Genomic DNA, 25,417 nt, shown 5'->3' with positions numbered 1-25,417 from the left:
AAGGGAACATGTCACGTATCGGCAAGCAGCCCATCACCGTGCCGGCCGGCGTCGAGGTCACCATCGACGGCCCGCTGGTCAAGGTGAAGGGCCCCAAGGGCGAGCTCAGCCACAAGGTCGCCGCTCCCATCACGGTCAGCCAGGAGGAAGGCCAGATCACGGTCTCCCGCCCGAACGACGAGCGTGAGTCGCGGTCCCTGCACGGCCTGACGCGCACCATGATCAACAACAAGATCCTGGGCGTCACCGAGGGCTTCTCCAAGCAGCTCGAGATCGTCGGCACCGGCTACCGCGTGCAGGCGAAGGGCTCGAACCTGGAGTTCGCGCTCGGATACAGCCACACCATCACGGTGGAGCCGCCGGAAGGCATCAGCTTCGCGGTGGAGGGCCAGAACAAGGTCACGGTGAACGGCATCGACAAGCAGCTCGTCGGTGAGGTCGCCGCGAACATCCGCAAACTCCGCAAGCCCGAGCCCTATAAGGGCAAGGGCGTGCGTTACGCCGGCGAGCAGATTCGCCGCAAGGTCGGAAAGGCTGGTAAGTGAGTATGGCCTTCGCCAAGAAGCAGAGCTACGGCAAGGGCAAGGCCGCCGCGCGCAAGCGGCGGCACGTCCGCCTGCGCAAGCGCATCTCCGGCACGTCCGAGCGTCCGCGCCTGGCCGTCACCCGTTCGACCCGGCACGTCTTCGTGCAGGTCATCGACGACACGTCGGGGCACACCGTGGCCAGCGCCTCCACCATGGAGCCGGAGCTGCGGCAGGACGGCGGCGACAAGACCGCCAAGGCGCGCAAGGTCGGCGAGCTGATCGCCGCCCGCGCGAAGGAAGCCGGTGTGACCGCCGTGGTCTTCGACCGTGGTGGCAACGCCTACCACGGCCGTGTGGCCGCCATCGCCGAGGGAGCCCGTGAAGGAGGTCTGACCCTGTGAGCACCGAAGAGGTCAAGGATCAGCCAACTACCGCTGAGAACGCCGGGAACGCCGGCAACGACAAGGGCCAGAACCAGGGTCGTGGCCAGCGCGGCGACGGCCGCGGTCGCGGACGCGGCGAAGGCCGTGGCCGCGGGGGCCGGGGCGACCGGGACGACAAGAACCAGTTCATCGAGCACGTCGTCACCATCAACCGCGTGTCCAAGGTCGTCAAGGGCGGCCGCCGGTTCAGCTTCACCGCCCTGGTGGTCGTCGGCGACGGCGACGGACTGGTGGGCATGGGCTACGGCAAGGCCAAAGAGGTCCCGGCGGCCATCGCCAAGGGCGTGGAGGAGGCCAAGAAGAACTTCTTCCGCGTCCCGCGCATCCGCCAGACCATCCCGCACCCGGTCCAGGGTGAGAAGGCCGCCGGCGTGGTGCTGCTGCGTCCGGCCTCCCCGGGTACCGGCGTGATCGCCGGCGGTCCGGTGCGCGCCGTCCTGGACTGCGTGGGCATCCACGACGTCCTGTCCAAGTCGCTCGGCTCGTCCAACGCCATCAACATCGTGCACGCCACGATCGAGGCGCTGCGCAAGCTCGAGCGTCCCGAGGAGGTCGCGGCCCGCCGCGGCCGTGCCGTGGACGAGGTGGCGCCGGAGGCACTGCTGCGCGCCGCCGCCGAGGGGGCGAAAGCCTGATGGCCAAGCTGCAGATCACGCAAATCAAGTCCGAAATCGGTGGCAAGCGCAACCAGCGGGAGACTCTCCGCACGCTGGGCCTGAAGCGGATCAACGATACGGTCCTCAAAGAGGACCGTCCGGAGATCCGCGGCATGGTGAACACCGTGAGCCACCTGGTCACTGTTGAAGAGGTGGAGTGAGCATGGCGAACGACGAACATGCACTGAAGGTGCACCACCTTCGCCCGGCTCCCGGAGCCAAGACCGCCAAGACCCGCGTGGGTCGCGGTGAAGGCTCCAAGGGCAAGACCGCAGGCCGCGGCACCAAGGGCACGAAGGCCCGCTACCAGGTGCCGCACAGCTTCGAGGGCGGCCAGACGCCGCTGCACATGCGCCTGCCGAAGCTGCGCGGGTTCAAGAACCCGGCCAAGGTCACCTACCAGGTGGTCAACCTCGACAAGCTGAGCGCGCTCTTCCCGGAGGGCGGCGATGTGACGGTCGAGGACCTGGTCGCCAAGGGCGCCGTGCGCCCGAAGCAGCCGGTGAAGGTGCTGGGCACGGGGGAGATCACGAGCGCGCTGAACATCAGCGCCAACAAGTTCTCCGGCTCCGCGATCGAGAAGATCAAGGCCGCCGGCGGCAGCGCCACCGAGGTCTGAGCACCCGCTCGCGCGACGATGAAGGCGGCATCCCGGATCCCCGGGATGCCGCCTTCATGCGTCTGCACCGCCGCCGGGCACGGGCCGGTCCCGAGGGCGGCGTCACCTGCCGTTCATCCACAGGTTGCCTCCGTGCCGCTTGAGGGGAGTGGCGGCGGGCGGGAAGCTGGTAGGCTTCCCTAGGTAGTTATGTGGCCCGCAGCCCGACGGCATGCGCGGTGCACGCGACCGGCACCGCCGGTGGACGCGCCGCGAGAGCGGCGCGGATGCAAGGGCCCTCATGAACGAATCCCGGGAGGATGTTTGCTCGGCGCAATTGGGCGCGCGTTCCGCACGCCTGACCTCAGACGCAAGCTGCTGTTCACGCTTGCCATCATCGTGCTGTACCGCCTCGGCTCGTACATCCCCGCCCCGGGCGTGGACTACACCGCCGTGCAGGCCTGTGTGAACAACAACGACTTCGAGTCGGGCGCGTTCGGACTGATCAACCTCTTCAGCGGCGGCGCGCTGCTGCAGCTGTCGGTGTTCGCGCTAGGGATCATGCCCTACATCACCGCCAGCATCATCACGCAGCTGCTGCGCGTGGTGATCCCGCGCTTCGAGCAGTTGCACAAGGAAGGCGCCACAGGGCAGGCCAAGCTGACCCAGTACACCCGGTACATGACGATCGGCCTGGCGCTGCTCAACGCCACCACGCTCATCGCCACCGCCCGCACCGGCGCGCTGTTCGGCAACGCTCCCGGCTGTGACAACCTGATCGCCGACGAGACCTGGTTCGGCATCTCCGTCATGGTCCTGGCGATGACGGCCGGCACCGGTCTGATCATGTGGATGGGCGAGCAGATCACCGAGCGCGGCGTCGGCAACGGCATGTCCATCCTGATCTTCACCGCCGTGGCCGCCGGCTTCCCGGCGGCGCTGGGCGCCATCCTGAGCGAGCAGGGCATCGACATCTTCGTGATCGTCTGCGCCGTCGGCCTGCTGCTGGTCGCCCTGGTGGTCTTCGTCGAGCAGTCGCAGCGCCGGGTGCCGGTGCAGTACGCCAAGCGCATGGTGGGACGCCGGATGTTCGGCGGCACGTCCACCTACATCCCGATCAAGGTGAACATGGCCGGCGTCATCCCGGTCATCTTCTCCTCGTCCGTGCTGTACCTGCCGAGCCTCATCAGCCAGTTCGGCGATCCCGAAGACGCCTGGGTGCAGTGGATCGGCCAGTACCTGACCACCGGGGACCACCCGGTGTACATGGCCGGGTACTTCCTGCTGACGATCTTCTTCACGTACTTCTACGTCGCGATCACCTTCAACCCGGAGGAAGTCGCCGACAACATGAAGCGCTACGGCGGCTTCATCCCGGGCATCCGCGCGGGCCGTCCCACGGCGGAGTACCTGAACTTCGTCCTCACCAGGATCACGTTCACCGGTGCGCTCTACCTGGCGTTCGTCGCCATGATCCCGCTGATCGCGCTCGTGCTCATCAACGCGAACCAGAACTTCCCGTTCGGTGGCACCTCGCTGCTGATCATCGTCGGCGTCGGCCTGGAGACGGTGAAGCAGATCGACTCGCAGATGCAGCAGCGGCACTACGAGGGCCTGCTCCGCTGATCCTTAGTCCGATGCGGCATGCGCGCGTGAGGCGAGGACGCTTCGCGCGCGCATGACGCACCTACGAGAGGAAACCCATGACAGCTCGCATCATCCTCATCGGAGCCCCCGGCGCCGGCAAGGGCACCCAGGCCGCGCGCCTGCAGGAGAAGCTCGGCGTGCCGGCCATCTCGACCGGGGACATCTTCCGCCAGAACGTCGCTGAGGAGACCGAGCTGGGCGTGCTGGCCAAGCGCTACATGGACGCCGGCGAGTACGTTCCCGACGAGGTGACGAACAAGATGGTCCGCGACCGCCTGGCCCAGCCGGACGCCGCGGAGGGCTTCCTCCTCGACGGGTATCCGCGCACCGCCCAGCAGGTCGAAGAGCTCGACGCCATGCTCGCCGAGCAGGGGACCGGGCTGGACGCGGTGGTCGAACTCACCGCTGACACCGATGAGGTGGTCGGCCGGCTGCTGGCCCGCGCCCAGCTGCAAGGACGGTCCGACGACACCGAGGACGTCATCCGGCACCGGCTGGACATCTACGCCGAGCAGACTCAGCCGCTGACCGATATCTACGCCAAGCGCGGCCTGCTCAAGCAAGTGGACGGCCTCGGCGAGGTGGAGGACGTCACCGATCGCATCCTGGCCGCCCTCGGCCGCTGAGCCACGCGATACGACGAGAGACACAAGGGACGGCAGACATGTTCGGTCGCAAGATCGAGATGAAGACCGACGCGCAGATCCGCACCATGCGCGCCGCCGGGCTGATCACCGCCCGGGCGCTCGCCGCCGCCAGGGAAGCGGCCGTGCCGGGCGCCACGACCGCGCAGGTCGACGCCGCGGCCGCCGCGGTGATCGAGCAGGCCGGGGCGACGCCCAACTTCCTCGGCTACTCGGGTTTCCCGGCCGTCTCCTGCATCTCGGTCAACGACGAGGCCGTTCACGGCATCCCGGGAGATCGCGTCCTGGCGGCCGGTGACCTGGTGACGGTCGACTGCGGCTGCATCGTCGACGGCTGGCACTCGGACTCGGCGCTGACCTTCCCGGTCGGCGGTGAGGCCGCCGCCGCGGCTGCGGACGTGCGGCTGAGCCGCGTCACCGAACGCGCACTGTGGGCCGGCATCGCCGCCTTCGCCACGGCGTCCCGGGTGGGGGAGATTGGCGAGGCGATCGATGACTTCGTCTCCGCCGAGGCACCGGACCTGGGCATTCTCGAAGACTACGTCGGCCACGGCATCGGCTCGGCGATGCACCAGGCCCCTGATGTCCTCAACTACCGCAGCCAGCACGCCGGCGCCCGGATCAAGCCGGGCCTGTGCCTGGCCATCGAGCCGATGCTCGTCACCGGCGGGATCGGCACGCACGTGCTCGACGACGGCTGGACGGTCGTCACCGACGACGGGGGACGCGCCGCCCAGTGGGAGCACACGGTGGCCCGGCACGCCGGGGGCATCTGGGTGCTCACGGCGCCCGACGGCGGCGCCGCCGAGCTGGCGCGCTTCGGGGTCCAACCGGTCCCGCTGGAGGACTGAACCCCGGCCCGCCCGGCGCGAGCTCACGGCGGCGTCCGTAGTCGTCGCGTCGGCTGCTCGATGATTTGGCGTTCACGGCGGGGATGCCGTATCGTAGTGGACTGGTCTGTCCTTTCATGCTGCCCGCACGCCGTCAGGCGCGCGCGCTGCGCGGTGCCGGGCGGGTGCGCCTGACGAAGGCGCAAGCCGGGCACCGGGGAAACCCCGTGGAAACGACAGAAGGACGGCTGTCGTGAGGAATACCCGGTCACGCACCGGGGCACGACCGCGAGACGACGAGGCCCGCGCAGCGAGCGCGGGGGATATGAGGTTTGCGAACGACATGGCCAAAAAAGAAGGGGTCATCGAAGTCGAGGGCACTGTGGTCGAAGCGCTGCCCAACGCGTTCTTCCGCGTTGAGTTGACGAACGGCCACGTGGTCCTGGCGCACATCTCGGGCAAGATGCGCCAGCACTACATCCGCATCCTCCCGGAGGACAGGGTCGTGGTGGAGCTCAGCCCGTACGACCTCTCCCGGGGCCGCATCGTCTACCGCTACAAGTAAAGAGCTTCCGGCCGGGCCGGCGCGACGAGCGCGGGTCCGGCCGAGCGGGTGTCCGGCGCAGTGCGCCGGGGCCCGCGTGAAGGGGCGTCACGGCGACACGGGTGCTACCCGTCGCATGCGCGCACCACACCCGAGGCAGGCTCCTTCGGCGCCGCTCCCGTCAGCAGGGAACGCGAGCGTTCGATGACACCCCCGGTCAGGGGCCGGGGACCCGGAGCCCGTTCATCGCACGAGCAGTGAACGGGCAAGGGGAGAGAGACTGCCGAAGCACCCCTGAAACGAATGAGAGAAGAGAGAAATGGCACGTCTTGCCGGAGTCGATCTGCCCCGTGAGAAGCGGGTCGAGGTCGCCCTGACATACATCTATGGTGTGGGCCGCACTCGTGCGAGCCAGACCCTGACCGAGACCGGGATCGACCCGAACACCCGGGTGAAGGATCTCACCGACGCCGAGCTCGTGCAGCTGCGCGACTTCATCGAGGGCACGTTCAAGGTGGAGGGCGATCTCCGCCGCGAGGTCGCCGCCGATATCCGCCGGAAGGTTGAGATCGGCAGCTACGAGGGCCTCCGTCACCGTCGCGGCCTGCCGGTCCGCGGACAGCGCACCAAGACCAACGCGCGTACCCGCAAGGGCCCCAAGCGCACGGTGGCCGGTAAGAAGAAGTAAGCACCCGGTAGCAGATTCGATCAGGAGAACAGTAGACAATGCCTCCCAAGACTCGCTCCGCGCAGCGGCCCCGCCGCAAGGAGAAGAAGAACATCGTCGCCGGCCAGGCGCATATCAAGAGCACCTTCAACAACACCATCGTGTCGATCACCGATCCGTCCGGCGCCGTCATCGCGTGGGCTTCCTCGGGTGAGGTCGGCTTCAAGGGTTCGCGTAAGTCGACTCCCTACGCCGCGCAGATGGCCGCCGAGTCCGCGGCCCGGCGTGCGCAGGAGCACGGCATGAAGAAGGTCGACGTCTTCGTCAAGGGCCCCGGCTCGGGGCGCGAGACGGCGATCCGCTCGCTGCAGGCCGCCGGCCTCGAAGTGGGCTCCATCCAGGACGTCACGCCGACCCCGCACAACGGCTGCCGTCCGCCCAAGCGCCGCCGCGTGTAAGACGCTCGCGTTCCTCGAGCACCGGCCCGCGGGACCGCCGTACCGTACGACGGCCTCGGCGGGCACCGCGGACCGGCGCTCATACGTTCGACCCTCAATTAGGAGAACTCGTCCGGATCACCCGGAGGACTCACCAAGTGCATGCAGACGTCATATGGCGGATGTCTGCTGAAAGGAAGCCCACGTGCTGATCGCACAGCGTCCCACTCTGAATGAAGAGGTCGTCTCCGAGCACCGCTCGCGGTTCACCATCGAGCCGCTGGAGCCCGGATTCGGCTACACCCTCGGCAACTCCCTGCGCCGCACCCTGCTGTCGTCGATTCCCGGCGCGGCGGTCACCAGCATCCGCATCGACGGTGTGCTCCACGAGTTCATGACCGTGGCGGGTGTCAAGGAAGACGTCACGGAGTTCATCCTCAACCTCAAGTCGCTCGTGGTCTCCTCCGAGTTCGACGAGCCGGTCGTGGCCTACCTGCGCAAGCAGGGTCCCGGCGATGTGACCGCCGCGGACATCACGGCGCCCTCCGGCGTGGAGATCCACAACAAGGACCTCCGCCTGGCCTCGCTCAACGGCGAGGGCCGCCTGGAGCTGGAGCTCACCATCGAGCGTGGCCGCGGCTACGTCTCGGCGGCGCAGAACAAGAGCGCCGACGCCGAGATCGGGCGGATCCCGGTGGACTCGATCTACTCGCCGGTGCTGAAGGTCACCTACAAGGTCGAGGCCACCCGTGTGGAGCAGCGGACCGACTTCGACCGCCTCGTGCTGGACGTGGAGACCAAGCCTTCCATCACCCCGCGCGATGCCGTCGCCTCCGCCGGCAAGACCCTGGTCGAGCTGTTCGGGCTGGCCCGTGAGCTGAACACCGAGGCCGAGGGCATCGAGATCGGGCCCTCGCCGGTCGATGCGGCCCTGGCCGCGGACCTGGCGCTGCCGATCGAGGATCTGGACCTGACGGTCCGCTCCTACAACTGCCTCAAGCGCGAGGGGATCCACGCCGTCGGCGAACTGGTCACCCGCAGCGAGGCGGATCTGATGGACATCCGCAACTTCGGCTCGAAGTCCATCGAGGAAGTCAAGAGCAAGCTGGCCGAGCTGGGCCTCTCGCTCAAGGACAGCCCTCCCGGATACGAGTCGCCGGCGGCCTCCGACGAGGACGACGACAGCAGCGCCTTCGCCGAAGACGAGCAGCTCTAAGCACATTTCCAAGGAGAGACACGAACCATGCCTACGCCTACCAAGGGCCCGCGCCTCGGCGGCTCGCCGGCGCACGAGCGCCTGCTGCTCAACAACCTGGCCGCCCAGCTGTTCGAGCACCGTTCCATCACCACCACCGTCACCAAGGCCAAGCGGCTCCGCCCGGTGGCCGAGCGCCTGATCAGCTTCGCCAAGCGCGGTGACCTGGCCTCTCGCCGCCGCGTGCTGGCGCAGATCCAGGACGCCGGCATCGTGCACGAGCTGTTCACCGAGATCGCCCCGGCCATGGCCGAGCGTCCTGGTGGCTACACGCGCATCACTAAGCTGGAGCCCCGCAAGGGCGATCGCGCGCCGATGGCCGTGATCGAGCTCGTGCTCGAGCCCTATTCGCCCAAGCAGGCCACCGTGAAGGAGGCCGAGGCCGCGACGAAGGCCGCCAGCGAGGAGCCGGCCGCCGACGAGGCGGAGGAGACCGCTGCGGAGGACACCGCTGCTGAGGAGACGTCGGAGGACACTCCGACCGACGAGGCCGCCGACGCGGAAGACACTGCCGAGGAGACCGAGGACGGCGAGGCCAAGGCCTGACGTCCAGACGTCCCATGCGACGGCCGCCGCCCGATTGCCGGGTGGCGGCCGTTGCTATTGTGTTCCCTAGAGGTTCCGCCCCAACGGCGCGTCGTCCGCGCCGGCGGGATCTCTGCAGTCGTGACTGGCGTTTTAAGGTGGGACACAACCACCGTGGAGCGACACCCCTTTGTGCAGACCCGCTCGGCCGTTCGCCTGGGCCCCGCGCGGTCATGATGTCCAGCTGTGGCCTATGTAAGGAGACGCCCACGTGAGCAATGAGACGATGAACGGCAGCCTGAGCGCGGTCGATCCGGAGATCGCCGCCGTCCTGGATGCCGAGCTGGCCCGCCAGCGGGGGACCCTGGAGATGATCGCCTCGGAGAACTTCGTGCCCCGAGCCGTGCTGCAGTGCCAGGGTTCCGTGCTGACGAACAAGTACGCGGAAGGGTACCCGGGCCGGCGCTACTACGGCGGCTGCGAGGCAGTCGACGTGGCCGAGGAACTCGCCCGCGACCGCGCCAAGTCGCTGTTCGGCGCTGAGTTCGCCAATGTCCAGCCGCACTCCGGCGCGACCGCCAACGCCGCGGTCATGCATGCCCTGGCGCAGGCCGGCGACAAGCTGCTCGGTCTCGACCTGGCCCACGGCGGGCACCTCACCCACGGCATGAAGCTCAACTTCTCCGGCCGCCTCTACGACGTCGCCTCCTACGAGGTGGATCCGGCCACGCACGTGATCGACATGGACCTGGTCCGCAAGCGCGCGCTGGAGCACCGCCCCGAGGTGATCGTCGCCGGCTGGTCCGCCTACCCCCGCCAGCTCGACTTCGCCGCCTTCCGCTCCATCGCCGACGAAGTCGGCGCCAAGCTCTGGGTGGACATGGCGCACTTCGCCGGCCTGGTCGCCGCCGGCCTGCACCCGAACCCGGTGGAGCACGCCGATGTGGTCTCCTCGACCGTGCACAAGACGATCGGCGGCCCCCGCTCCGGGTTCATCCTGGCCAAGCAGGAGTGGGCCAAGAAGATCAACTCCGCGGTGTTCCCGGGCCAGCAGGGCGGGCCGCTCATGCACGTCGTCGCCGCCAAGGCCGTAGCCTTCAAGATCGCCGCCAGCGAGGAGTTCCGCGAGCGGCAGCAGCGGACCCTCGACGGTGCCCGCGTCCTGGCCGAACGGCTGGCCGCGCAGGACGTTACCGAGGCCGGCGTGAGCGTGCTGACCGGCGGCACCGATGTCCACCTGGTGCTGGTGGACCTGCGGGACTCGCAGCTGGACGGCAAGCAGGCCGAGGATCTGCTGCACGAGATCGGCATCACCGTGAACCGCAACGCCGTGCCGTTCGACCCCCGCCCGCCGATGGTCACCTCCGGTCTGCGCATCGGCACCCCGGCACTGGCCTCGCGGGGATTCGGCGAGGCCGAGTTCCGCGAGGTGGCCGACGTCATCGCGATCGCGCTGGCCCAGGGCGCCGCCGCCGATGTGGATTCGCTGCGCGCCCGGGTGCAGCGCCTGGCCGACGACTTCCCGCTCTACGAAGGGCTCGAGCAGTACTGATGGCGGAGCAGACACCGACCGCGCAGGTACTGGACGGGAAGAAGACGGCCGCACGCATCAAGGAGGAACTGCGCGAGCGCGTAGCCGCGCTCAAGACTCGAGGGATCGTGCCGGGCCTGGGCACCGTGCTCGTCGGCGACGACCCCGGCTCCACCTGGTACGTCAACGGCAAGCACGCCGACTGCGCCGAAGTGGGCATCGAATCGATCCGGCGGCATCTGCCGGCCAATGCCTCGCAGGCGGAGCTGGAAGCGGTCATCGACGAGCTCAACGAGGACCCCGCCTGCACCGGCTACATCGTGCAGCTGCCGTTGCCGGCGCAGATCGACACCGACGCCATCCTGGAGCGCATCCGGCCCGAGAAAGACGCCGACGGGCTGCACCCGATGAATCTGGGCCGGCTGATGCTCAACACCAGCAGGGAGATCACCACGCCGCTGCCGTGCACGCCGCGCGGGGTGATCGAGCTGGTGAGACGGCACGGGATCTCACTGGACGGGGCGCATGTGGTGGTCATCGGCCGCGGCGTGACGGTGGGCCGTTCCATCGGCGCGCTGCTCACCCGCCGCGAGCACAACGCCACGGTGACCCTCACCCACACCGGCACCCGCGACCTCGATTCCCTGCTGCGGCAGGCGGATGTGATCGTGGCGGCGGCCGGGTCCGCGGGAATCGTCCGGCCCGAGGCGGTCAAGCCGGGAGCGGTCGTGCTTGATGTCGGCGTCAGCCGCCGGATCGACCCCGAGACCGGCAGATCCCGGGTGGTGGGCGATGTGGATCCGGCGGTGGCGTCCGTCGCCGGGTGGATCTCGCCCAATCCCGGGGGAGTGGGCCCCATGACCCGGGCGCTGCTGCTGGAGAACGTGGTCCTGACGGCCGAACGCGCCGCCGGCTGACCACGCCGGCGACCCGCGCGGCGAGAACGACACGAGAACGACTAGAGCCGCCTCGTCCGGTCGGACGGGGCGGCTCTTTGTCATCCGTGCGAGTGCTTGAAGGCGCTCAGGCAGACCTTCAGGCCGAGTGCAGGGAGAGCTCGAAGAACACGCGTGCGTTCCCCGGGCCGGCGTAATCCTCCACCAGTTCCCCGCTGAAGCCGAGCGCGGAGTGGAACGCGATGGTGTGGCTGTTGCCCGGCACGGTGGTGGCCTGCACCTGGGAGGCGCCCGCCTGCTTGGCATTCTGGATGAACGCCTTGTAGAGCTCGGTACCCACGCCGATGTGCCGGTAGTCCCGGTGCGCCGCGACCAGGTGGATGTAGGCCGGGCCCGTCATCGGCACGCAGCCGAGGAGGTAGCCGATGGTGGTGCCCTCATAGCGGGCGACGAGACCGAACTCCGCGAACTGACGGAACCAGAACGCGCCGTGCTCACCGCTTAAATCGCGGTCCTCCCAGAACTCGCTCTGGGCGTTGACCAGGAACTCACGGAGGTCCAAGGGGTCGATCTCGGAGAAAGGGACGATCGAGACCTTCTCGAAGTCGATCCCGGGCTGAGCATCGGACATGGCTCCTCCTTCACTGGTGGGCGGATGCCCTCATACTACTTCTCGTAGAGCAACCGGCGCCAAAGCGATCTCGGATGCCGAAAGCCGCCCCGCCGATCTGGCAGGATGGGGAGTCATGATCGAGATCGCGTGCGTGAACGTCAACGGTATCCGAGCCTCATGGCGCAAGGGAATGGCTCCCTGGCTGGAAGAGGCTGCTCCCGATGTCCTCACCCTGCAGGAGGTGCGGGCCGACAACGGGATCCTGGAGGGCATCTTCGCCGAGACCGGGTACCTGATGCATGGCGCCGAATCGGACCAGAAGGGCCGGGCCGGGGTCGCGCTCGGCGCCCGCGTCGCCCCCGTGGAGATCCGTGCCGGCTTCCCGGATGGCAGCTTCGCCACGGACGGCCGGTGGCTGGAGGCCGACTACCGGCTGCAGGACGGAGGCATCCTCACCGTCGTGAGCGCCTACGTGCACTCCGGGGAGGTGGGCACGCCCCGCCAGGAGGCCAAGTACCGGTTCCTGGACGCCATGATCGAACGGCTGCCGCAGCTGGCCGAACACAGCCCCTACGCGGTGATCACCGGCGACCTCAACGTCGGGCACACCACGCTGGACATCAAGAACTGGAAGGGCAATGTGAAGAAGGCCGGCTTCCTGCCGGAGGAGCGCGCCTACTTCGACCGCTTCTTCGGCGAGCTCGGCTGGGTCGACGTCGCCCGCTCCCTGGCCGGCGAGGTCGAAGGCCCCTACACCTGGTGGTCGATGCGCGGCCAGGCGTTCGACAACAACACCGGCTGGCGCATCGACTACCACGCGGCCACCCCCGCGCTCGCGGCGCTGGCACGGGAGAGCCAGGTCGACCGCGCGCCCAGCTACGCGGAGCGCTGGAGCGACCACGCGCCGCTGCGGGTGCGCTACGAGCTGCCGGCGCTCGCGGTCTCCTGATCGGGCACAATGGGAGACATGACGAGTTCCACCGCCGATCCCACCCGCCGGCAGGCCGACCCCACCCGCCGGCAGGCCGACCCCACCCGCCGGCAGGCCGACCCCACCCGCCGGCAGGCCGACCCCACCCGCCGCCCGAGGTCCCTCTCCGGGGTGCAGGCCACCTCTGATTCCCTCCACCTGGGCAACTACATCGGGGCGCTGCGGCAGTTCGTCGCCCAGCAGGACACGCATGAGGCGTTCTTCTTCATCGCGAACCTGCACGCCATCACGGTGGACCACGATCCGGCCGAACTGCGGGAGCGGACGCTGCGCACGGCGGCGCAGTTCCTGGCTGCCGGCCTCGACCCGGAACGGGCCACCGTCTTCGTCCAGTCCCAGGTGGTGGCGCACACGCAGGCCAGCTGGGTGCTCGAATGCGTCGCCTCCCTGGGGGAGCTGCGCCGGATGACCCAGTTCAAGGACAAGTCCGCCAGGAACGAGCGGGTCTCCCTGGGCCTGCTGTCCTATCCGGTGCTGCAGGCCGCGGATATCCTGCTCTACCACCCCGACGTCGTCCCGGTGGGCGAGGACCAGCGTCAGCACCTGGAACTCACCCGCAACCTGGCCGAGCGGTTCAACGCGCGCTTCGGCGAGACGTTCACGGTGCCCGAACCCCATATCCTCAAGGCCACCGCCAAGATCTACGATCTGCAGGATCCCACCGCCAAGATGTCGAAGTCCTCGCCGACGGCGGCCGGGCGGATAGACATCCTGGACGAGCCGAAGGCCGTCGCCAAGAAGATCAAGTCCGCTGTCACCGACGCGGGCACCGAGATCGCCTACGATCCCGAGGGCAAACCCGGTGTCTCGAACCTGCTGACCATCTACGCGGCCCTGACCGGGTCGAGCGTCGAGGCGCTCGTATCCGAGTACGAGGGACGGATGTACGGGCACCTGAAGGTCGACCTCGCCGAGGTGGTCGTGGAGTCGCTACGTCCCGTCCGCGAACGCACCCAGGAACTCCTGGCCGACACCGCCGAGCTCGAACGGATCCTCGACCGCGGCGCGGCGCGGGCACGGGAGATCGCCGACACGACTGTGAAGGACGTCTATGCTGCCGTCGGATTCCTCTGACGAGCTGCTCAGCGTCGGCGTCACCATCGACATCCCGGAGCCGTACGGCTCGGAGCTGCGCGGCCGGCGACTGCAGTTCGGCGACGCGCGGGCCGAGACCATACCGGCGCACATCACGATCATCCCGCCGTGCACCATCCCCGCCGGTTCCTGGCCCGGCGTGCGCGAGCACATCGTCGAGGTGGCCGATCAGACCTCGCCGTTCACCATCGAGCTGCGCGGCACCGGCACCTTCCGCCCTGTCTCACCGGTCGTGTTCGTCGCGGTCGCCAACGGCATCGCCCACTGCCAGTCCCTGTCCGCGCAGCTGCGCCAAGGCGTCCTGGACCAGGACCTGGCGTTCCCGTACCACCCGCATGTGACCATCGCCCAGGAACTCGACGACGAGCGCCTGGACATCGCCTACGACGCCCTGGCCGACTTCGAGCTGTCGTTCATGGTGCACGGATTCGGCGTGTACCTGCACGGCCCCGATGGCGAGTGGCGGCTCCAGGACCGCGTGCACTTCGGCCCGTGAGACGCAAGCAACGAGGAGGCCACGTGCCGGAGGAACCGCAGCGCCACGGGGAGAACCCGCTGCATCTGTCCACCGAGATGATGCACACGGCGGCACGGGTCGAGGACACCCTCCACTCGTGGTTCGCCCGCCGCGGCCTCGACCGGGGCTACCGGCCCACCGTGATCCCCTACGACAGCTACGGCGGCGTGCACTCGGTCCGGATCCTCGCCCGGACTGTGCTCACCAAGGACGGCCGACCGGAAACGCACATGTCCAAGAGCATCCGCGGCTGGCGCTCCTTCCGGGCGGTACCCCTGAACAAGGAGGTCGCCTGGGTGCGGGTCGGCGGCCAGGAACATGTGGTGCAGGCCGACCGAGGCGGCGTGATCGACGCGGAGATCCCCGGGGAGTTCACCCCAGGCTGGACCACGGCAGAGCTCTGGTGCGAGGGCTCGGAGGTCGTCACGGCGTCCATCCGCATCATCGGCCCGGAGCAGACCTTCGGCATCATCTCCGACATCGACGACACCGTCATGGTCACCAAGCTCCCCAGGCCGCTGCTGGCCGCGTGGAACACCTTCGTGCTGGACGAGCACGCCCGCAGCGCCGTCGCCGGCATGGCCGTGCTGTACGACCGCCTGGTCTACCTCAAACCCGACACCCCGATGTTCTACCTCTCCACCGGAGCGTGGAACGTCGCCCCCACCCTCAAGCGGTTCCTCTCCCGGCATCTGTACCCGGCCGGGCCGCTGCTGCTGACCGACTGGGGCCCGACGACCGACCGGGTCTTCCGCTCCGGGAGCGAGCACAAACGCTCCACCCTGGCGCGTCTGGCCAGGGAGTTCCCCTGGGTCAAATGGCTGCTGATCGGCGACGACGGCCAGCACGACGAGGAGATCTACGGGGAGTTCGTGGAGAACCACCCGGAGAACGTCGTCGCCGTGGCGATCCGCGAACTCTCCGTGGGCGAGGCGGTCTGGGCCGGCGGCCGTTCGAAGGGAGCTGGACGCGGCAGGGGAGTGCCGTGGATCTACGCGCCCGATGGAGCCGGCTTGGCCTCGAAGTTGATGGAGCGCGGAATCCTCTGAAGCCGCGCCGTCAGGTGCGCGGGCCGGGCACGAGGCCGCTATGGCGGGACGTATACGCTGTGGATGATGAATCGAGCGGTGAGACCGCGCGAGACAGCACGATGCGGCACGATACGGAGGCGGCGATGAGCGAGCACGGTTCGAACGGCGAGGTGCAGCTGGAGAACGAGCACTTCCGGGTGACGAAGTGGACCATCGAACCCGGCGGAGTGATCCCGATGCACCGGCACGACTACGAGTACGTCGTGGTCCCGCTGGTGACCGGGACCATGCACGTGACGAACGCCGACGGCACCGAGATCGCCGCCGAGCTGGTCACAGGCACCAGCTACACGCGTCCGGCCGGCCAGGAACACCAGGTGGAGAACCGCGGTACGCAGGACGCGATCGTCTTCGTCGAGGTCGAACGCCTGAGCTGAACCGGCGCGGGCCCGGTCCGGCGCCGGTGAGGCGACCTTGCGGGTGCCGTGGGCTTGGCCGCGATTGGCTGCGGGGCCACCCGGGTTCAGTGCCGCGGGCGCCTTGCCGGCCGGGCATCGGAACGAGCCGGCTGAGCACCAGGGCGACGGGCGCTCCGGCGGTCGCGCTGCCGGCGCCGGTTGCGCCGGCCGCGTGAGGCGCGGAGCCCGATGACCAGACCCAGCAGCAGCGCCAGCACGGCGAGCGCCCCGGCGCCCCACAGGGCCGCGGGCGGGAACGCGGTGCCCGCGGACGCGTCATCGTCATCGGCTGCGGCGTGGAGGTTCTCGGCCACTGGATGAGGGGCAGCAGAGGCACCCGGTTCATCGTCGTCCGGCGGGTCCATCCGCACCATCGCCAGAGGCTCGGGATCGCTCTGGGCGAAGCCCCACTCCAGCAGGTCCACGGCCGCCTCGCGGGTCATGGTCTCGTTGCGCAGCAGCACGGACACCACGCGGCGCCCGTCCCGTTCTGCCAGCGCGACGAAAGACCCCCTGGCGTTCTGCGTGTAGCCGTTCTTCAGGCCCAGCCCGCCGTCCACGCGGCCTGCGACGCGGGTGTGGTTCTGGATCTGGAAGCCGTCCCAGCGGCGGCCGTCGCGGTCCGTGGCCCCGGGCCAGTCGTAGACGTCGGTGCCGGCGACCTCCATGAGGTAGTCGTTCTGGGCGAAATGGTGTGCCACCACCATCAGATCCCGTGCGGAGAAGGCCTGCCCGTCGGCGTCCAGCCCCGAGGTGTTCACGGCGCGGGAGTCCTGCAGGCCGAGCTCGTCCGCCAGGTCCGCCATCAGCTCCTGCGCGCGGTCCTGCCCTCCGGCGGCTTCGGCCAGCGCGTAGCTGGCATCGTTCGCACTGGACATGATCATGGCGTGGAAGAGCTGATCGATGGTGTACTCGCCGCCGTCGACCATGCCGACCTTGGTGCCGTCCACCCTGACCTCTTCCGCCGTGGCGGTGTACACCTCGTCCTTGTCCAGGACCGGCTCCAGTGCCAGCGCGGAGAAGAGCTTGAGCGTCGATGCGGGGGCGAAGGGCTGCTCGATGTGCTCGCCCGCCCACACCTCGCCGGTCTCGGCGTCGCCGACCAGCCAGCCACCGGCAGGCGGCTGCGGGGCAGGACCGCCATCGGTGATCTCCGGGGGAGCGTAGGTGGCCGTGGTCTCCTCGGGCGCCGGCTGTTCCGGGGCGGGCCCGGCCAGCGCGAGGGGCCCGGACGCCGAGCCGGAAGGTCCGTGACCGGCCGGCGTCGCGGATGCGGCCTGTCCGGGGGCGATCAGCACGCACAGCAGCGCAGCCAGCGCGGCGAGGGCGCGCCGGGCATGAAGACGTCCGGTATGAAGAGCCGATGGAAACCGTGCCCCGGACTGGCGGGTCGGTGAGTCCGGCAGACACGCAGCAGCGCCGAACCGCGACCGGGCGGGCATTCGGGCAGCCGCTTCGGCGGCGCGGATGTGACGCGCGCGGGGAAGGCGATGGATCACCGTACCACTGTACTGGCGTCCTGGACCGGGGGCGGCCATCGACGCTCGCCCCTTCGATCCGGGATCGTGGATGACCTTTCTGCCGACGCAGATCATGAGGCTGGTGCGCTGTGGCCGGAATGGCTGGCTCGTCCCGTTGCAGCGCGCATGCGCCTAGGCGGCAGCGGATCTGCGCGTTCGCGGAGGGTGCGGATGAGGGCCGCGAGGCGTTCGCCCCCATCGGTCCCGAGATCGAGCGCGCCGCTGGACCGCCAGGCCGCTGCGTCTGGCACAGGCGGCACGCACCGGGCGTCAGGCGCGTCTGGTCCGCGAAACACCACCGTAGTGCCGAAACACCACCGTCTACGGTGGTGTTTCGGCACTACGGGTATGCCCTGGCACGAAGGTCGTGTTTTCCGGGCGGGTGGATGAGGGATGCTCCGATACCGACCTGAGAGCACGAACACCGCGGCAGTGCCGGAACGAAGTGGTCTTCCGGCACTGCCGCGGCGTTCTGCGTGGGTCCGGTGTCAGGTCTACCCGGCAGCCGTGAGGACGATCAGAACGCCCGGGTGAACAGCGCCTGCTTCACCTCGGCGATGGCCTTGGTGACCTCGATGCCGCGGGGGCAGGCCTCCGAGCAGTTGAAGGTCGTGCGGCAGCGCCAGACGCCTTCCTTGTCGTTGAGGATCTCCAGGCGCAGATCCCCGCCCTCGTCCCGGCTGTCGAAGATGAAGCGGTGCGCGTTCACGATCGCCGCCGGCCCGAAGTACTGGCCGTCGGTCCAGAACACCGGGCAGGAGGAGGTGCAGGCGGCACACAGGATGCACTTGGTGGTGTCGTCGAACCGCGCGCGGTCCTCCTGCGACTGCAGCCGCTCCCGGGTGGGCTCGTTGCCGGTCGTGATGAGGAAGGGCATGATCTCGCGGTAGGACTGGAAGAACGGCTCCATGTCCACGATCAGGTCCTTCTCCACCGGCAGGCCCTTGATGGGTTCGACCGTGATGGGCTTGGACGTGTCCAGGTCCTTCAGCAGCGTCTTGCACGCCAGGCGGTTACGGCCGTTGATGCGCATCGCATCGGAGCCGCAGATGCCGTGCGCGCAGGACCGGCGGAAGGACAGCGAGCCGTCGATCTCCCACTTGATCTTGTGCAGCGCGTCCAGCACCCGGTCGGTGCCGTACATCGTGACCTGGTAGTCCTCCCAGTGCGGCTCCTCGTCCTGCTCCGGGACGAAGCGGGCGATCCGGATGGTGCACTCGAAGGAAGGGATCTCGCCGGCGTCGCCGGACAGGTGGCTGGGCAGCTCGACCTTGCTTGCTGGCTCTGCGATCTCGGTAGTCATCAGTACTTGCGCTCCATCGGCTGATAGCGGGTCACGACGACCGGCTTGGTGTCCAGCCGGACGCCCCTGACGCCCTCGGCCTCGCTCTCCGGGTCGAGGTAGGCCATGGTGTGGTGCATGAAGTTCTCGTCATCGCGCTTCTCGTAGTCCTCGCGGAAGTGCCCGCCGCGGGACTCCTTCCGGTGCAGGGCGGAGACGGTGATGACTTCGGCCAGTTCCAGCAGGAAGCCGAGCTCGACGGCCTCCAGCAGGTCCAGGTTGAAGCGCTTGCCGCGGTCGTGGATGCCCACATTGGCGTAGCGCTCGCGCAGGGTGGCGATCACGTCGAGCGCCTCGCGCAACGTCTGCTCGGTGCGGAACACCTGGACGTTGGCATCCATGATGTCCTGCAGATCCTTGCGGATCGCGGCGATGTTCTCGCTGCCATCACTGGTGCGCAGGCTCTCCAGCGTCGCGGCGATCTCGGTCTCCGGCGCCTCGGGCAGCTCGACGTAGTCGGCGCCCGCGGCGTAGGCGGCGGCAGCCTTGCCGGCCCGCTTGCCGAACACGTTGATGTCCAGCAGCGAGTTGGTGCCCAGGCGGTTGGAGCCGTGCACCGAGACGCAGGCGACCTCGCCGGCGGCGAACAGGCCCGGGATGACGGTGTCGTTGTCGGCCAGGACCTCCGAGTCGACGTTCGTCGGGATGCCGCCCATGGCGTAGTGCGCGGTCGGGAAGACGGGCACCGGCTCCGTGTACGGCTCCACGCCCAGGTAGGTGCGGGCGAACTCGGTGATGTCCGGGAGCTTGGCGTCGATGTGCTCGGGCTCCAGGTGGGTGAGGTCCAGCAGCACGTAGTCCTTGTTGGGGCCGGCGCCGCGGCCTTCGCGCACCTCATTGGCCATGGACCGGGCGACGATGTCGCGCGGGGCCAGGTCCTTGATGGTCGGGGCGTAGCGCTCCATGAAGCGCTCCCCGTCGGCGTTGCGCAGGATGCCGCCCTCGCCACGGGCCGCCTCGGAGAGGAGGATGCCCAGGCCGGCCAGGCCGGTCGGGTGGAACTGGAAGAACTCCATGTCCTCCAGCGGGATGCCCCGGCGGTAGGCGACGGCCATGCCGTCGCCGGTGAGGGTGTGCGCATTGGAGGTGGTCTTGAAGACCTTGCCCACGCCACCGGTGGCGAACACCACGGACTTGGACTGGAAGATGTGCAGTTCGCCGGTCGCCAGCTCGTAGGCCACGACACCGGCGACGCGGCGGCGGCCGTCGACCTCGGTGAGGATGAGGTCGAGGACGTAGAACTCGTTGTAGAACTCCACGCCGTGCTTGACGCAGTTCTGGTAGAGGGTCTGGAGGATCATGTGGCCGGTACGGTCAGCGGCGTAGCAGGCCCGGCGCACCGGGGCCTTGCCGTGATCGCGGGTGTGACCGCCGAACCGTCGCTGGTCGATCTTGCCCTCGGGCGTGCGGTTGAACGGCAGGCCCATCTTCTCCAGGTCGAGGACCGCGTCGATGGCCTCCTTCGCCATCACCTCGGCAGCGTCCTGATCGACCAGGTAGTCGCCGCCCTTGATGGTGTCGAAGGTGTGCCACTCCCAGTTGTCCTCCTCCACGTTCGCCAGCGCGGCGCACATGCCGCCCTGCGCGGCGCCCGTGTGGGAGCGGGTGGGGTAGAGCTTGGTCAGGACCGCGGTCCGGGTGCGCTGCCCGGCTTCGATCGCAGCCCGCATCCCGGCGCCGCCGGCCCCGACGATGACGACGTCGTACTGGTGGATCTTCATGAGAGTGTCGTTTTCTCCTCAGTCCGCGGTGCAGAAGCTGGCAAGGACGCTCGGATCGGCGCCGGCCGGGCAGGGCTCGAAGGTGTAGATCACCAGGGTGCCCAGGACGATGATCGTCAGACTCGAGGCGTACAGGATGATCTGCCACCACATCCTCGTGGCCGGCTTCTCCGCGTAGTCGGAGATGATGGTGCGCATGCCGTTGGTGCCGTGGAGCATCGCGAGCCACAGCATCAGCAGATCCCAGATCTGCCAGAACGGCGAGGCCCACTTGCCGGCGACGAAGCCGAAGTCGATCTGCTGGACGCCTTCGCCGGCGATCATGTTGACGTAGAGGTGCCCGAAGATCAGGACCACCAGGAGGATGCCGGACAGGCGCATGTACAGCCAGGCGGCCAGCTCGAATTTCGAGCCGCCGGACTTGCTGCGGTTGTACCCGGAGCGGGGCGCGGGAATCGTTGCCTGGCTCATGACCACCATCCGAACGCGTGGGCGAGGTGACGGGACAGGAATCCGATCATCGTGATGACCCAGAGCCCGACGACGACCCACAGCAGCTTCTTGTGATTGGCGGGACCGCCCTTCCAGAAGTCGACCGCGATGACGCGCAGGCCGTTGAAGGCGTGGAAGACGATGGCGCCGACGAGGCCGATCTCACCGATTGCCATGACGGGCGTCTTGTACGTCGCGATCACGGCGTTGTAGGCCTCCGGGGAGACACGCACGAGTGAGGTGTCGAGCACATGCACCAGCAGGAAGAAGAAAATGCCGACACCGGTGATCCTATGGAGCACCCATGACCACATGCCTTCGTCTCCCCGGTACAGGGTGCCCGTTGACGCTTTAGCCACGGACCATCCTCCAGGTATGAAGAAACACGATGCTTCCTTACATCTTTACGCCTCCCGTGCCCTCGTCCGCCACTTTGCCCCCACGGCCGTGGGGTGTCGCGTGTGAAGATGAGGCTTGAAAGCTCCTGGGAAGCCTATTGGAAAACGTGCAGTATCGAAAATCGGCTGTGGCCCAGGTCACAACGGCGCCGGTCGCCCGCGGCGGGGTTGATGGCCGGACGCCTGGCGGGCCTTTGATGTGATGCCGTTGTCACCGCGAGGCGATAGGTTCTGTCTATGCGAGAGCACTTCCACGCCGTCATACCCGCCGGCGGCCACGGCACCCGCCTGTGGCCGCTGTCCCGGCAGCAGAGCCCCAAGTTCCTCCACGATCTGCTCGGCGCCGGCCGTTCCCTGCTGCAGTCCACCTGGGACCGCCTGGTGCCGCTGGCGGACCCTGAGCGTATCCACGTGGTCACCGGTGAGGCGCACGCCGAGGCCGTGCGCGCCCAGCTGCCGGACCTCCCGGAGGAGAACCTCGTCCGGGAGCCCTCGCCCAAGGACTCCGCCGCTGCCATCGGCCTGGCCGCGGAACTGATCAGCCGCCGGGATCCCGAGGCGATCATCGGGTCCTTCGCGGCGGACCATTCGATCACCAATCAGCTCGGCTTCCACGAGGTCATCCGGGAGGCCATCGCCGCAGCCGCTGGCGGTGAGATCGTCACGGTGGGCGTGACGCCGACGTTCCCCGCCACCGGATACGGCTACATCCGCACCGGCGAGCCCCTCGACCTGCCCGGCGCCCCCTCGGCCCGCCGCGCCGGGGGCTTCGTGGAGAAGCCGAAGGCCAGCACCGCCCGCCGGTATGTCTTCTCCGGCCGCTACCGCTGGAACGCGGGGATGTTCATCTCCCGCGCCGACGCCATGCTCGCCCAGATCGAGGCCAACGCCCCCGAGCTGCGCTCCACCCTCGCGTTGATCGCCTCCGCCCGCCAGGACGGGGGCCGGGCCGACGAGGCCCGCCGGCTGTGGGACTCCCTGGAGAAGCGCGCGATCGACTACGTCGTCGCCGAACCCGCCGCAGAGGCCGGGAAGGTCATCGTGATCCCCGGCGACTTCGGCTGGGACGACGTCGGCGACTTCGCCTCGGTGGCCTCGCTGCGCCAGCCCGTGCCGGGGGAGGGCTCGGGTGTCTTCGCCACCAATGAGGACACCGAGCTCGTCTCCGTCGACGCCAGCGGCGTGGTGCTCTCCGAGAGCGACCGGCTGGTGGCGCTCGTCGGCGTGGAGGACCTGGTCGTGGTGGACACCGCGGACGTCCTGCTGGTCACCACGCGCCGGCATGCGCAGCGGGTGAAGCAGGCGGTGGAGGAAGTGCGGCGAAGCGGACGCGAGGATCTGCTCTGATCATTTGTGACGGGCGGTGACGCCGCGCGACGGTCCGGGTCGCCGGCGCTGCGATAGCATCGGGCGATGCTGTTATCGGACCATCTTCAGGCCCGGCTGGCGCCGCTGGGCCAGGAGCTCGTCGCGTTCCGCCGGGACATCCACCGGCACCCCGAGCTCTCCCGCCAGGAGCACCGCACCACCGAGCGCCTGGCCGCGCGCCTGGAAGCCGAAGGGCTCTCGCCGGTCCGCTTCGACGACACCGGACTGATGTGCGATGTCGGTTCCGGTCCCGTGGCCCTGGCGCTGCGCGCCGACATCGACGCCCTCCCGTTGGAGGACCGCACCGGCACCGCCCACGCCTCCGTCGTCGAGGGTGTCTCGCACGCCTGCGGCCACGACGTCCACCTCACTGCCGCGCTGGGCGCCGCGGTCGCGCTGGCCCGCCTCGACCGGGAGCAGCCGGGCGGCCTGGGCGGGCGGGTGCGGTTCCTCTTCCAGCCGGCCGAGGAGGTCACCCCGGGCGGTGCGCTCGACGTGATCCGCCAGGGAGGTCTGGACGGCGTTCCCCGGATCTTCGCGCTGCACTGCGATCCGAAGACGGATCTGGGGCGGGTCGGCTCGCGCATCGGCCCCATCACCGCAGCCGGGGACACCGTCACCATCACCGTCACCGGGCGCGGCGGGCACACCTCCCGACCGCATCTGACCGAGGACCTCGTCTACGCGCTCGGCCATCTGGCCACGCAGGTCCCGGCCGCGCTGGGGCGGCTGATCGACCCGCGGCACTCGGTCTCCCTGGTGTGGGGAGCCATCGGGGCCGGGCACGCCCCGAATGTGGTCCCGGACCATGGCACCCTGCAGGGCACGCTGCGCTGCCTGGACGTCCAGGGCTGGCATCAGGCCGGGGAACTGCTGCCGGAGATCGTGCAGAACCTGGCCGCGCCCTACGGCATCGCCGCCGACCTCGATCACCGGCGCGGCGTGCCGCCGGTGGTCAACACCGAGGCGGAGGTCACTCTCATCGAGGCCGCGGTCCGCGCCGAGCTGGGTCCCGGCAGCGTCGAGCTCACCCCGCAGTCGATGGGCGGGGAGGACTTCGCCTGGTACGTCTCCCACATCCCCGGCGCGATGGTCCGGCTGGGCACCCGCACGCCCGGCGGGCCGACATACGATCTGCACCAGGGCGACTACGAACCGGACGAGCGTGCCATCGTCATCGGCGCCCGGGTCCTCGCCGCGACTGCGCTGACGGCGCTGGCCGGAGGACCCGAAGGGGCCGCCTCCGTAGACTAGGGGCATGTCCCGCACCGGTCGTCCCTCGCATTCCCGTGCCGTGCTGCTCGGCGCTACCGCGCTGCTCAGCGTGGGGCTCATCGCCGGCTGCGGGGGAGTCGAGGAGCAGGCGCCCGATCCCGATGCGCCGATGCCCGAGGCCGGCTGTCTCGTCGCCGGAGGTGCCGGAGGAGGTCAGGCCGGCGCTGCCGAGCAGGCCTTCGCCGCCATGCAGCAGGCGCGCAACGCCGGCGTCCTGGCGGGGACCTCCTCACAGCGGATCACCGGTCCGGGCAGCCTGGACGCCGCGCTCGAGCGTTTCGCCGCGCAGGACTGCACCCTGGTGATGGGCGCCGGCGGCGCGGTGGGGGAAGGCCTCGCCGAAGCCGCCGCGCAGCACCCGGAGACGCTGTACGTGCTCATCGACGCCGAACCCCCGCAAGAGGCCGAGGGGGCCGAGAACCTCGCGGCGGTGACCTTCGATCCCACCGGGGCCGCGTTCCTGGCCGGGTACGTCGCCGCCTCGCAGTCGCGCACCGGGACCGTCGCGGCCTTCGCCGCGCTCCCGACCCCCTCGACGGTGGCCGCGCTCCAGGGCTTCGCCGCCGGAGTCGAGCATTTCAACGACAGCCGGGAGGCGGAGATCGAGCTGCTGGGCTGGGACCCGGAGGAACGCCAGGGCGCCTTCACCGAGTCCACCTCCGACAGCGGCCGCGCCGCGCGGGTGACTCGTGACTTCATCGACGCCGGCGCCGATGTGATCTATCCCGTGGCGGGCCCGGCCGGGCTGGGCGCCGCCGACGCGATCGACGAGGCCGCCGCGGAGGCGGCCGAGGCCCGGCGCCTCGACGCCGAGGACGGCGAGGAGGCCGAGCCGCCCATCGCGGTGGCGGAGGAACACCAGGACCAGGTCGACCCGGATCAGGTGCGACTCATCTGGCACGGCGCGGACGGCGCCAGGCTGCTGCCCGAGGACGCGCGGCAGCGGGTCCTCGCCAGCGTCGAACTGCGCGCCGAGCTGGGGCTCTCCGCCGTGCTGGCAGGCTGGGACACGCCACAGGGCGCAGATGCCGCTGAGGGCGACGCTGCCGAGGACGATGCCGGGGACGGCGGCGAGCCGAACGGGCGCGGCGCCGACGACCCGGACGATGCCGCGGGCGACGAGGCGGATCCGGCCCAGGCTGCCTCGGAGGCCGCAGACGCCGGGGACGGAGACACGGACGCCGCCAGGCGCACCCTCGCGGTACGGTCGCACAGCTGGACCGGTGACCTGGAGAACGGCGGGACACGGCTGGTGCCGCCGACGGACATCGCGCTGCTCTCCGGCGGGTCCCTCCAGGCGGAGCTGGAGGTGCTCCAGCGCGAGATCGCCGAGGGCCGCATCGACCTGCCCTAGGGCCGGTGCTCCGGGGCACCGGAAGGGAACGGTTAGGCTAGG

The 25,417-nt window shown here is 69.3% G+C and carries 29 protein-coding genes and 1 riboswitch; of the genes, 23 read left to right on the top strand and 6 right to left on the bottom strand.

All coding sequences use genetic code 11. The features are described 5' to 3' along the window. Positions 1 to 8 precede the first annotated feature (8 nt). The 15 genes from rplF (at position 9) to IEW13_RS06325 (ending at position 11,221) form a co-directional block, all read left to right on the top strand. Positions 9 to 545 (top strand): 50S ribosomal protein L6, encoded by a 537-nt coding sequence (rplF, locus tag IEW13_RS06395; RefSeq protein WP_188550101.1) that lies wholly within the window; start codon positions 9 to 11, stop codon positions 543 to 545. A 2-nt stretch (positions 546 to 547) separates the two neighbouring features. Continuing rightward, on the top strand, positions 548 to 928 hold the full coding sequence (gene rplR / locus IEW13_RS06390; RefSeq protein WP_188550169.1) for a 50S ribosomal protein L18: 381 nt from the start codon (positions 548 to 550) through the stop codon (positions 926 to 928). Then, a complete protein-coding gene (gene rpsE, locus IEW13_RS06385) occupies positions 925 to 1,605 on the top strand; it encodes a 30S ribosomal protein S5 (protein ID WP_188550100.1) in 681 nt (226 codons plus the stop codon). The genes rplR and rpsE overlap by 4 nt, the downstream gene beginning before the upstream one ends. Then, a complete protein-coding gene (gene rpmD, locus IEW13_RS06380) occupies positions 1,605 to 1,787 on the top strand; it encodes a 50S ribosomal protein L30 (RefSeq protein ID WP_188550099.1) in 183 nt (60 codons plus the stop codon). The genes rpsE and rpmD overlap by 1 nt, the downstream gene beginning before the upstream one ends. A 2-nt stretch (positions 1,788 to 1,789) precedes the next feature. Then, entirely contained in the window at positions 1,790 to 2,245 is a 456-nt protein-coding gene (gene rplO, locus IEW13_RS06375) for a 50S ribosomal protein L15 (RefSeq protein ID WP_188550098.1), read from the top strand. A 303-nt stretch (positions 2,246 to 2,548) separates the two neighbouring features. After that, positions 2,549 to 3,850 (top strand): preprotein translocase subunit SecY, encoded by a 1,302-nt coding sequence (secY, locus tag IEW13_RS06370; RefSeq protein WP_188550097.1) that lies wholly within the window; start codon positions 2,549 to 2,551, stop codon positions 3,848 to 3,850. A gap of 77 nt (positions 3,851 to 3,927) precedes the next feature. After that, positions 3,928 to 4,497: an adenylate kinase gene (locus IEW13_RS06365; RefSeq protein WP_188550096.1), complete on the top strand. Its 570-nt coding sequence runs from the start codon at positions 3,928 to 3,930 to the stop codon at positions 4,495 to 4,497. Between the two features lie 38 nt (positions 4,498 to 4,535). Beyond that, positions 4,536 to 5,366 carry a type I methionyl aminopeptidase gene (gene map, locus IEW13_RS06360; protein ID WP_188550095.1) on the top strand — a complete coding sequence of 277 codons (831 nt, stop codon included), beginning with the start codon at positions 4,536 to 4,538 and terminating at the stop codon, positions 5,364 to 5,366. Positions 5,367 to 5,688: 322 nt separating this feature from the next. Then, on the top strand, positions 5,689 to 5,910 hold the full coding sequence (gene infA, locus IEW13_RS06355; RefSeq protein ID WP_188550094.1) for a translation initiation factor IF-1: 222 nt from the start codon (positions 5,689 to 5,691) through the stop codon (positions 5,908 to 5,910). Between the two features lie 298 nt (positions 5,911 to 6,208). Next, a complete protein-coding gene (gene rpsM, locus IEW13_RS06350; protein ID WP_188550093.1) occupies positions 6,209 to 6,577 on the top strand; it encodes a 30S ribosomal protein S13 in 369 nt (122 codons plus the stop codon). Between the two features lie 38 nt (positions 6,578 to 6,615). Next, complete coding sequence (rpsK, locus tag IEW13_RS06345; protein WP_188550092.1) at positions 6,616 to 7,014, top strand: 30S ribosomal protein S11; 399 nt, start codon at positions 6,616 to 6,618, stop codon at positions 7,012 to 7,014. A 184-nt stretch (positions 7,015 to 7,198) separates the two neighbouring features. Further along, complete coding sequence (locus IEW13_RS06340) at positions 7,199 to 8,209, top strand: DNA-directed RNA polymerase subunit alpha (protein ID WP_188550091.1); 1,011 nt, start codon at positions 7,199 to 7,201, stop codon at positions 8,207 to 8,209. 27 nt (positions 8,210 to 8,236) lie between these two features. Further along, positions 8,237 to 8,794, top strand: a complete 558-nt coding sequence (gene rplQ / locus IEW13_RS06335; protein WP_188550090.1) for a 50S ribosomal protein L17 — start codon at positions 8,237 to 8,239, stop codon at positions 8,792 to 8,794. A gap of 110 nt (positions 8,795 to 8,904) precedes the next feature. Next, positions 8,905 to 9,002, top strand: a riboswitch (ZMP/ZTP riboswitch). 57 nt (positions 9,003 to 9,059) lie between these two features. Next, complete coding sequence (gene glyA / locus IEW13_RS06330; RefSeq protein WP_188550168.1) at positions 9,060 to 10,325, top strand: serine hydroxymethyltransferase; 1,266 nt, start codon at positions 9,060 to 9,062, stop codon at positions 10,323 to 10,325. Then, the gene (locus tag IEW13_RS06325) at positions 10,325 to 11,221 is read left to right on the top strand and encodes a bifunctional methylenetetrahydrofolate dehydrogenase/methenyltetrahydrofolate cyclohydrolase (protein WP_188550089.1); all 897 of its coding nucleotides are present in this window, start codon (positions 10,325 to 10,327) and stop codon (positions 11,219 to 11,221) included. The genes glyA and IEW13_RS06325 overlap by 1 nt, the downstream gene beginning before the upstream one ends. 118 nt (positions 11,222 to 11,339) lie before the next feature. Here the strand turns inward: IEW13_RS06325 and IEW13_RS06320 are convergent, their stop codons facing one another. After that, positions 11,340 to 11,831 (bottom strand): GNAT family N-acetyltransferase, encoded by a 492-nt coding sequence (locus IEW13_RS06320; protein ID WP_188550088.1) that lies wholly within the window; start codon positions 11,829 to 11,831, stop codon positions 11,340 to 11,342. A gap of 115 nt (positions 11,832 to 11,946) precedes the next feature. Here IEW13_RS06320 and IEW13_RS06315 point away from each other — a divergent pair, with 115 nt between their 5' ends. From IEW13_RS06315 to IEW13_RS06295, 5 genes are all read left to right on the top strand, one after another. Next, positions 11,947 to 12,762, top strand: coding sequence for an exodeoxyribonuclease III (locus IEW13_RS06315; RefSeq protein ID WP_188550087.1), 816 nt, complete (start codon positions 11,947 to 11,949; stop codon positions 12,760 to 12,762). Positions 12,763 to 12,780: 18 nt separating this feature from the next. Beyond that, the gene (trpS, locus tag IEW13_RS06310; RefSeq protein ID WP_188550086.1) at positions 12,781 to 13,878 is read left to right on the top strand and encodes a tryptophan--tRNA ligase; all 1,098 of its coding nucleotides are present in this window, start codon (positions 12,781 to 12,783) and stop codon (positions 13,876 to 13,878) included. Further along, positions 13,856 to 14,395, top strand: coding sequence for a 2'-5' RNA ligase family protein (locus IEW13_RS06305; protein ID WP_188550085.1), 540 nt, complete (start codon positions 13,856 to 13,858; stop codon positions 14,393 to 14,395). The genes trpS and IEW13_RS06305 overlap by 23 nt, the downstream gene beginning before the upstream one ends. Before the next feature lie 77 nt (positions 14,396 to 14,472). Then, positions 14,473 to 15,465, top strand: coding sequence for an App1 family protein phosphatidate phosphatase (locus IEW13_RS06300; protein WP_229744977.1), 993 nt, complete (start codon positions 14,473 to 14,475; stop codon positions 15,463 to 15,465). A 125-nt stretch (positions 15,466 to 15,590) separates the two neighbouring features. Next, complete coding sequence (locus IEW13_RS06295) at positions 15,591 to 15,884, top strand: cupin domain-containing protein (RefSeq protein WP_188550084.1); 294 nt, start codon at positions 15,591 to 15,593, stop codon at positions 15,882 to 15,884. A gap of 86 nt (positions 15,885 to 15,970) precedes the next feature. Here IEW13_RS06295 and IEW13_RS06290 read toward each other — a convergent pair whose 3' ends face one another. The 5 genes from IEW13_RS06290 to sdhC form a co-directional block, all read right to left on the bottom strand. Beyond that, positions 15,971 to 17,203 carry a D-alanyl-D-alanine carboxypeptidase family protein gene (locus IEW13_RS06290; protein ID WP_188550083.1) on the bottom strand — a complete coding sequence of 411 codons (1,233 nt, stop codon included), beginning with the start codon at positions 17,201 to 17,203 and terminating at the stop codon, positions 15,971 to 15,973. A 739-nt stretch (positions 17,204 to 17,942) separates the two neighbouring features. Beyond that, complete coding sequence (locus IEW13_RS06285) at positions 17,943 to 18,728, bottom strand: succinate dehydrogenase iron-sulfur subunit (protein ID WP_188550082.1); 786 nt, start codon at positions 18,726 to 18,728, stop codon at positions 17,943 to 17,945. Beyond that, positions 18,728 to 20,488 (bottom strand): succinate dehydrogenase flavoprotein subunit, encoded by a 1,761-nt coding sequence (gene sdhA, locus IEW13_RS06280; protein ID WP_188550081.1) that lies wholly within the window; start codon positions 20,486 to 20,488, stop codon positions 18,728 to 18,730. Before sdhA ends, IEW13_RS06285 begins: the two co-directional genes overlap by 1 nt. A gap of 18 nt (positions 20,489 to 20,506) precedes the next feature. Next, on the bottom strand, positions 20,507 to 20,959 hold the full coding sequence (locus IEW13_RS06275) for a succinate dehydrogenase hydrophobic membrane anchor subunit (RefSeq protein ID WP_188550080.1): 453 nt from the start codon (positions 20,957 to 20,959) through the stop codon (positions 20,507 to 20,509). After that, positions 20,956 to 21,339 (bottom strand): succinate dehydrogenase, cytochrome b556 subunit, encoded by a 384-nt coding sequence (sdhC, locus tag IEW13_RS06270; protein WP_188550079.1) that lies wholly within the window; start codon positions 21,337 to 21,339, stop codon positions 20,956 to 20,958. The genes IEW13_RS06275 and sdhC overlap by 4 nt, the downstream gene beginning before the upstream one ends. Before the next feature lie 276 nt (positions 21,340 to 21,615). Between sdhC and IEW13_RS06265 the strand changes: the two genes are divergently transcribed. The 3 genes from IEW13_RS06265 to IEW13_RS06255 all read left to right on the top strand — a co-directional run bounded on the left by IEW13_RS06265 (position 21,616) and on the right by IEW13_RS06255 (position 25,375). Beyond that, entirely contained in the window at positions 21,616 to 22,725 is a 1,110-nt protein-coding gene (locus IEW13_RS06265; protein WP_188550078.1) for a mannose-1-phosphate guanylyltransferase, read from the top strand. Positions 22,726 to 22,791: 66 nt separating this feature from the next. Continuing rightward, positions 22,792 to 24,000, top strand: a complete 1,209-nt coding sequence (locus IEW13_RS06260) for an amidohydrolase (protein WP_188550077.1) — start codon at positions 22,792 to 22,794, stop codon at positions 23,998 to 24,000. A 4-nt stretch (positions 24,001 to 24,004) separates the two neighbouring features. Then, positions 24,005 to 25,375, top strand: coding sequence for a BMP family ABC transporter substrate-binding protein (locus IEW13_RS06255; protein ID WP_188550076.1), 1,371 nt, complete (start codon positions 24,005 to 24,007; stop codon positions 25,373 to 25,375). The last annotated feature ends 42 nt before the right edge of the window (positions 25,376 to 25,417 follow it).

It is taken from the genome of Sediminivirga luteola (assembly GCF_014639315.1).
Lineage (GTDB): Bacteria > Actinomycetota > Actinomycetes > Actinomycetales > Brevibacteriaceae > Sediminivirga > Sediminivirga luteola.
This window is presented reverse-complemented; position numbering and strand designations above follow the sequence as displayed.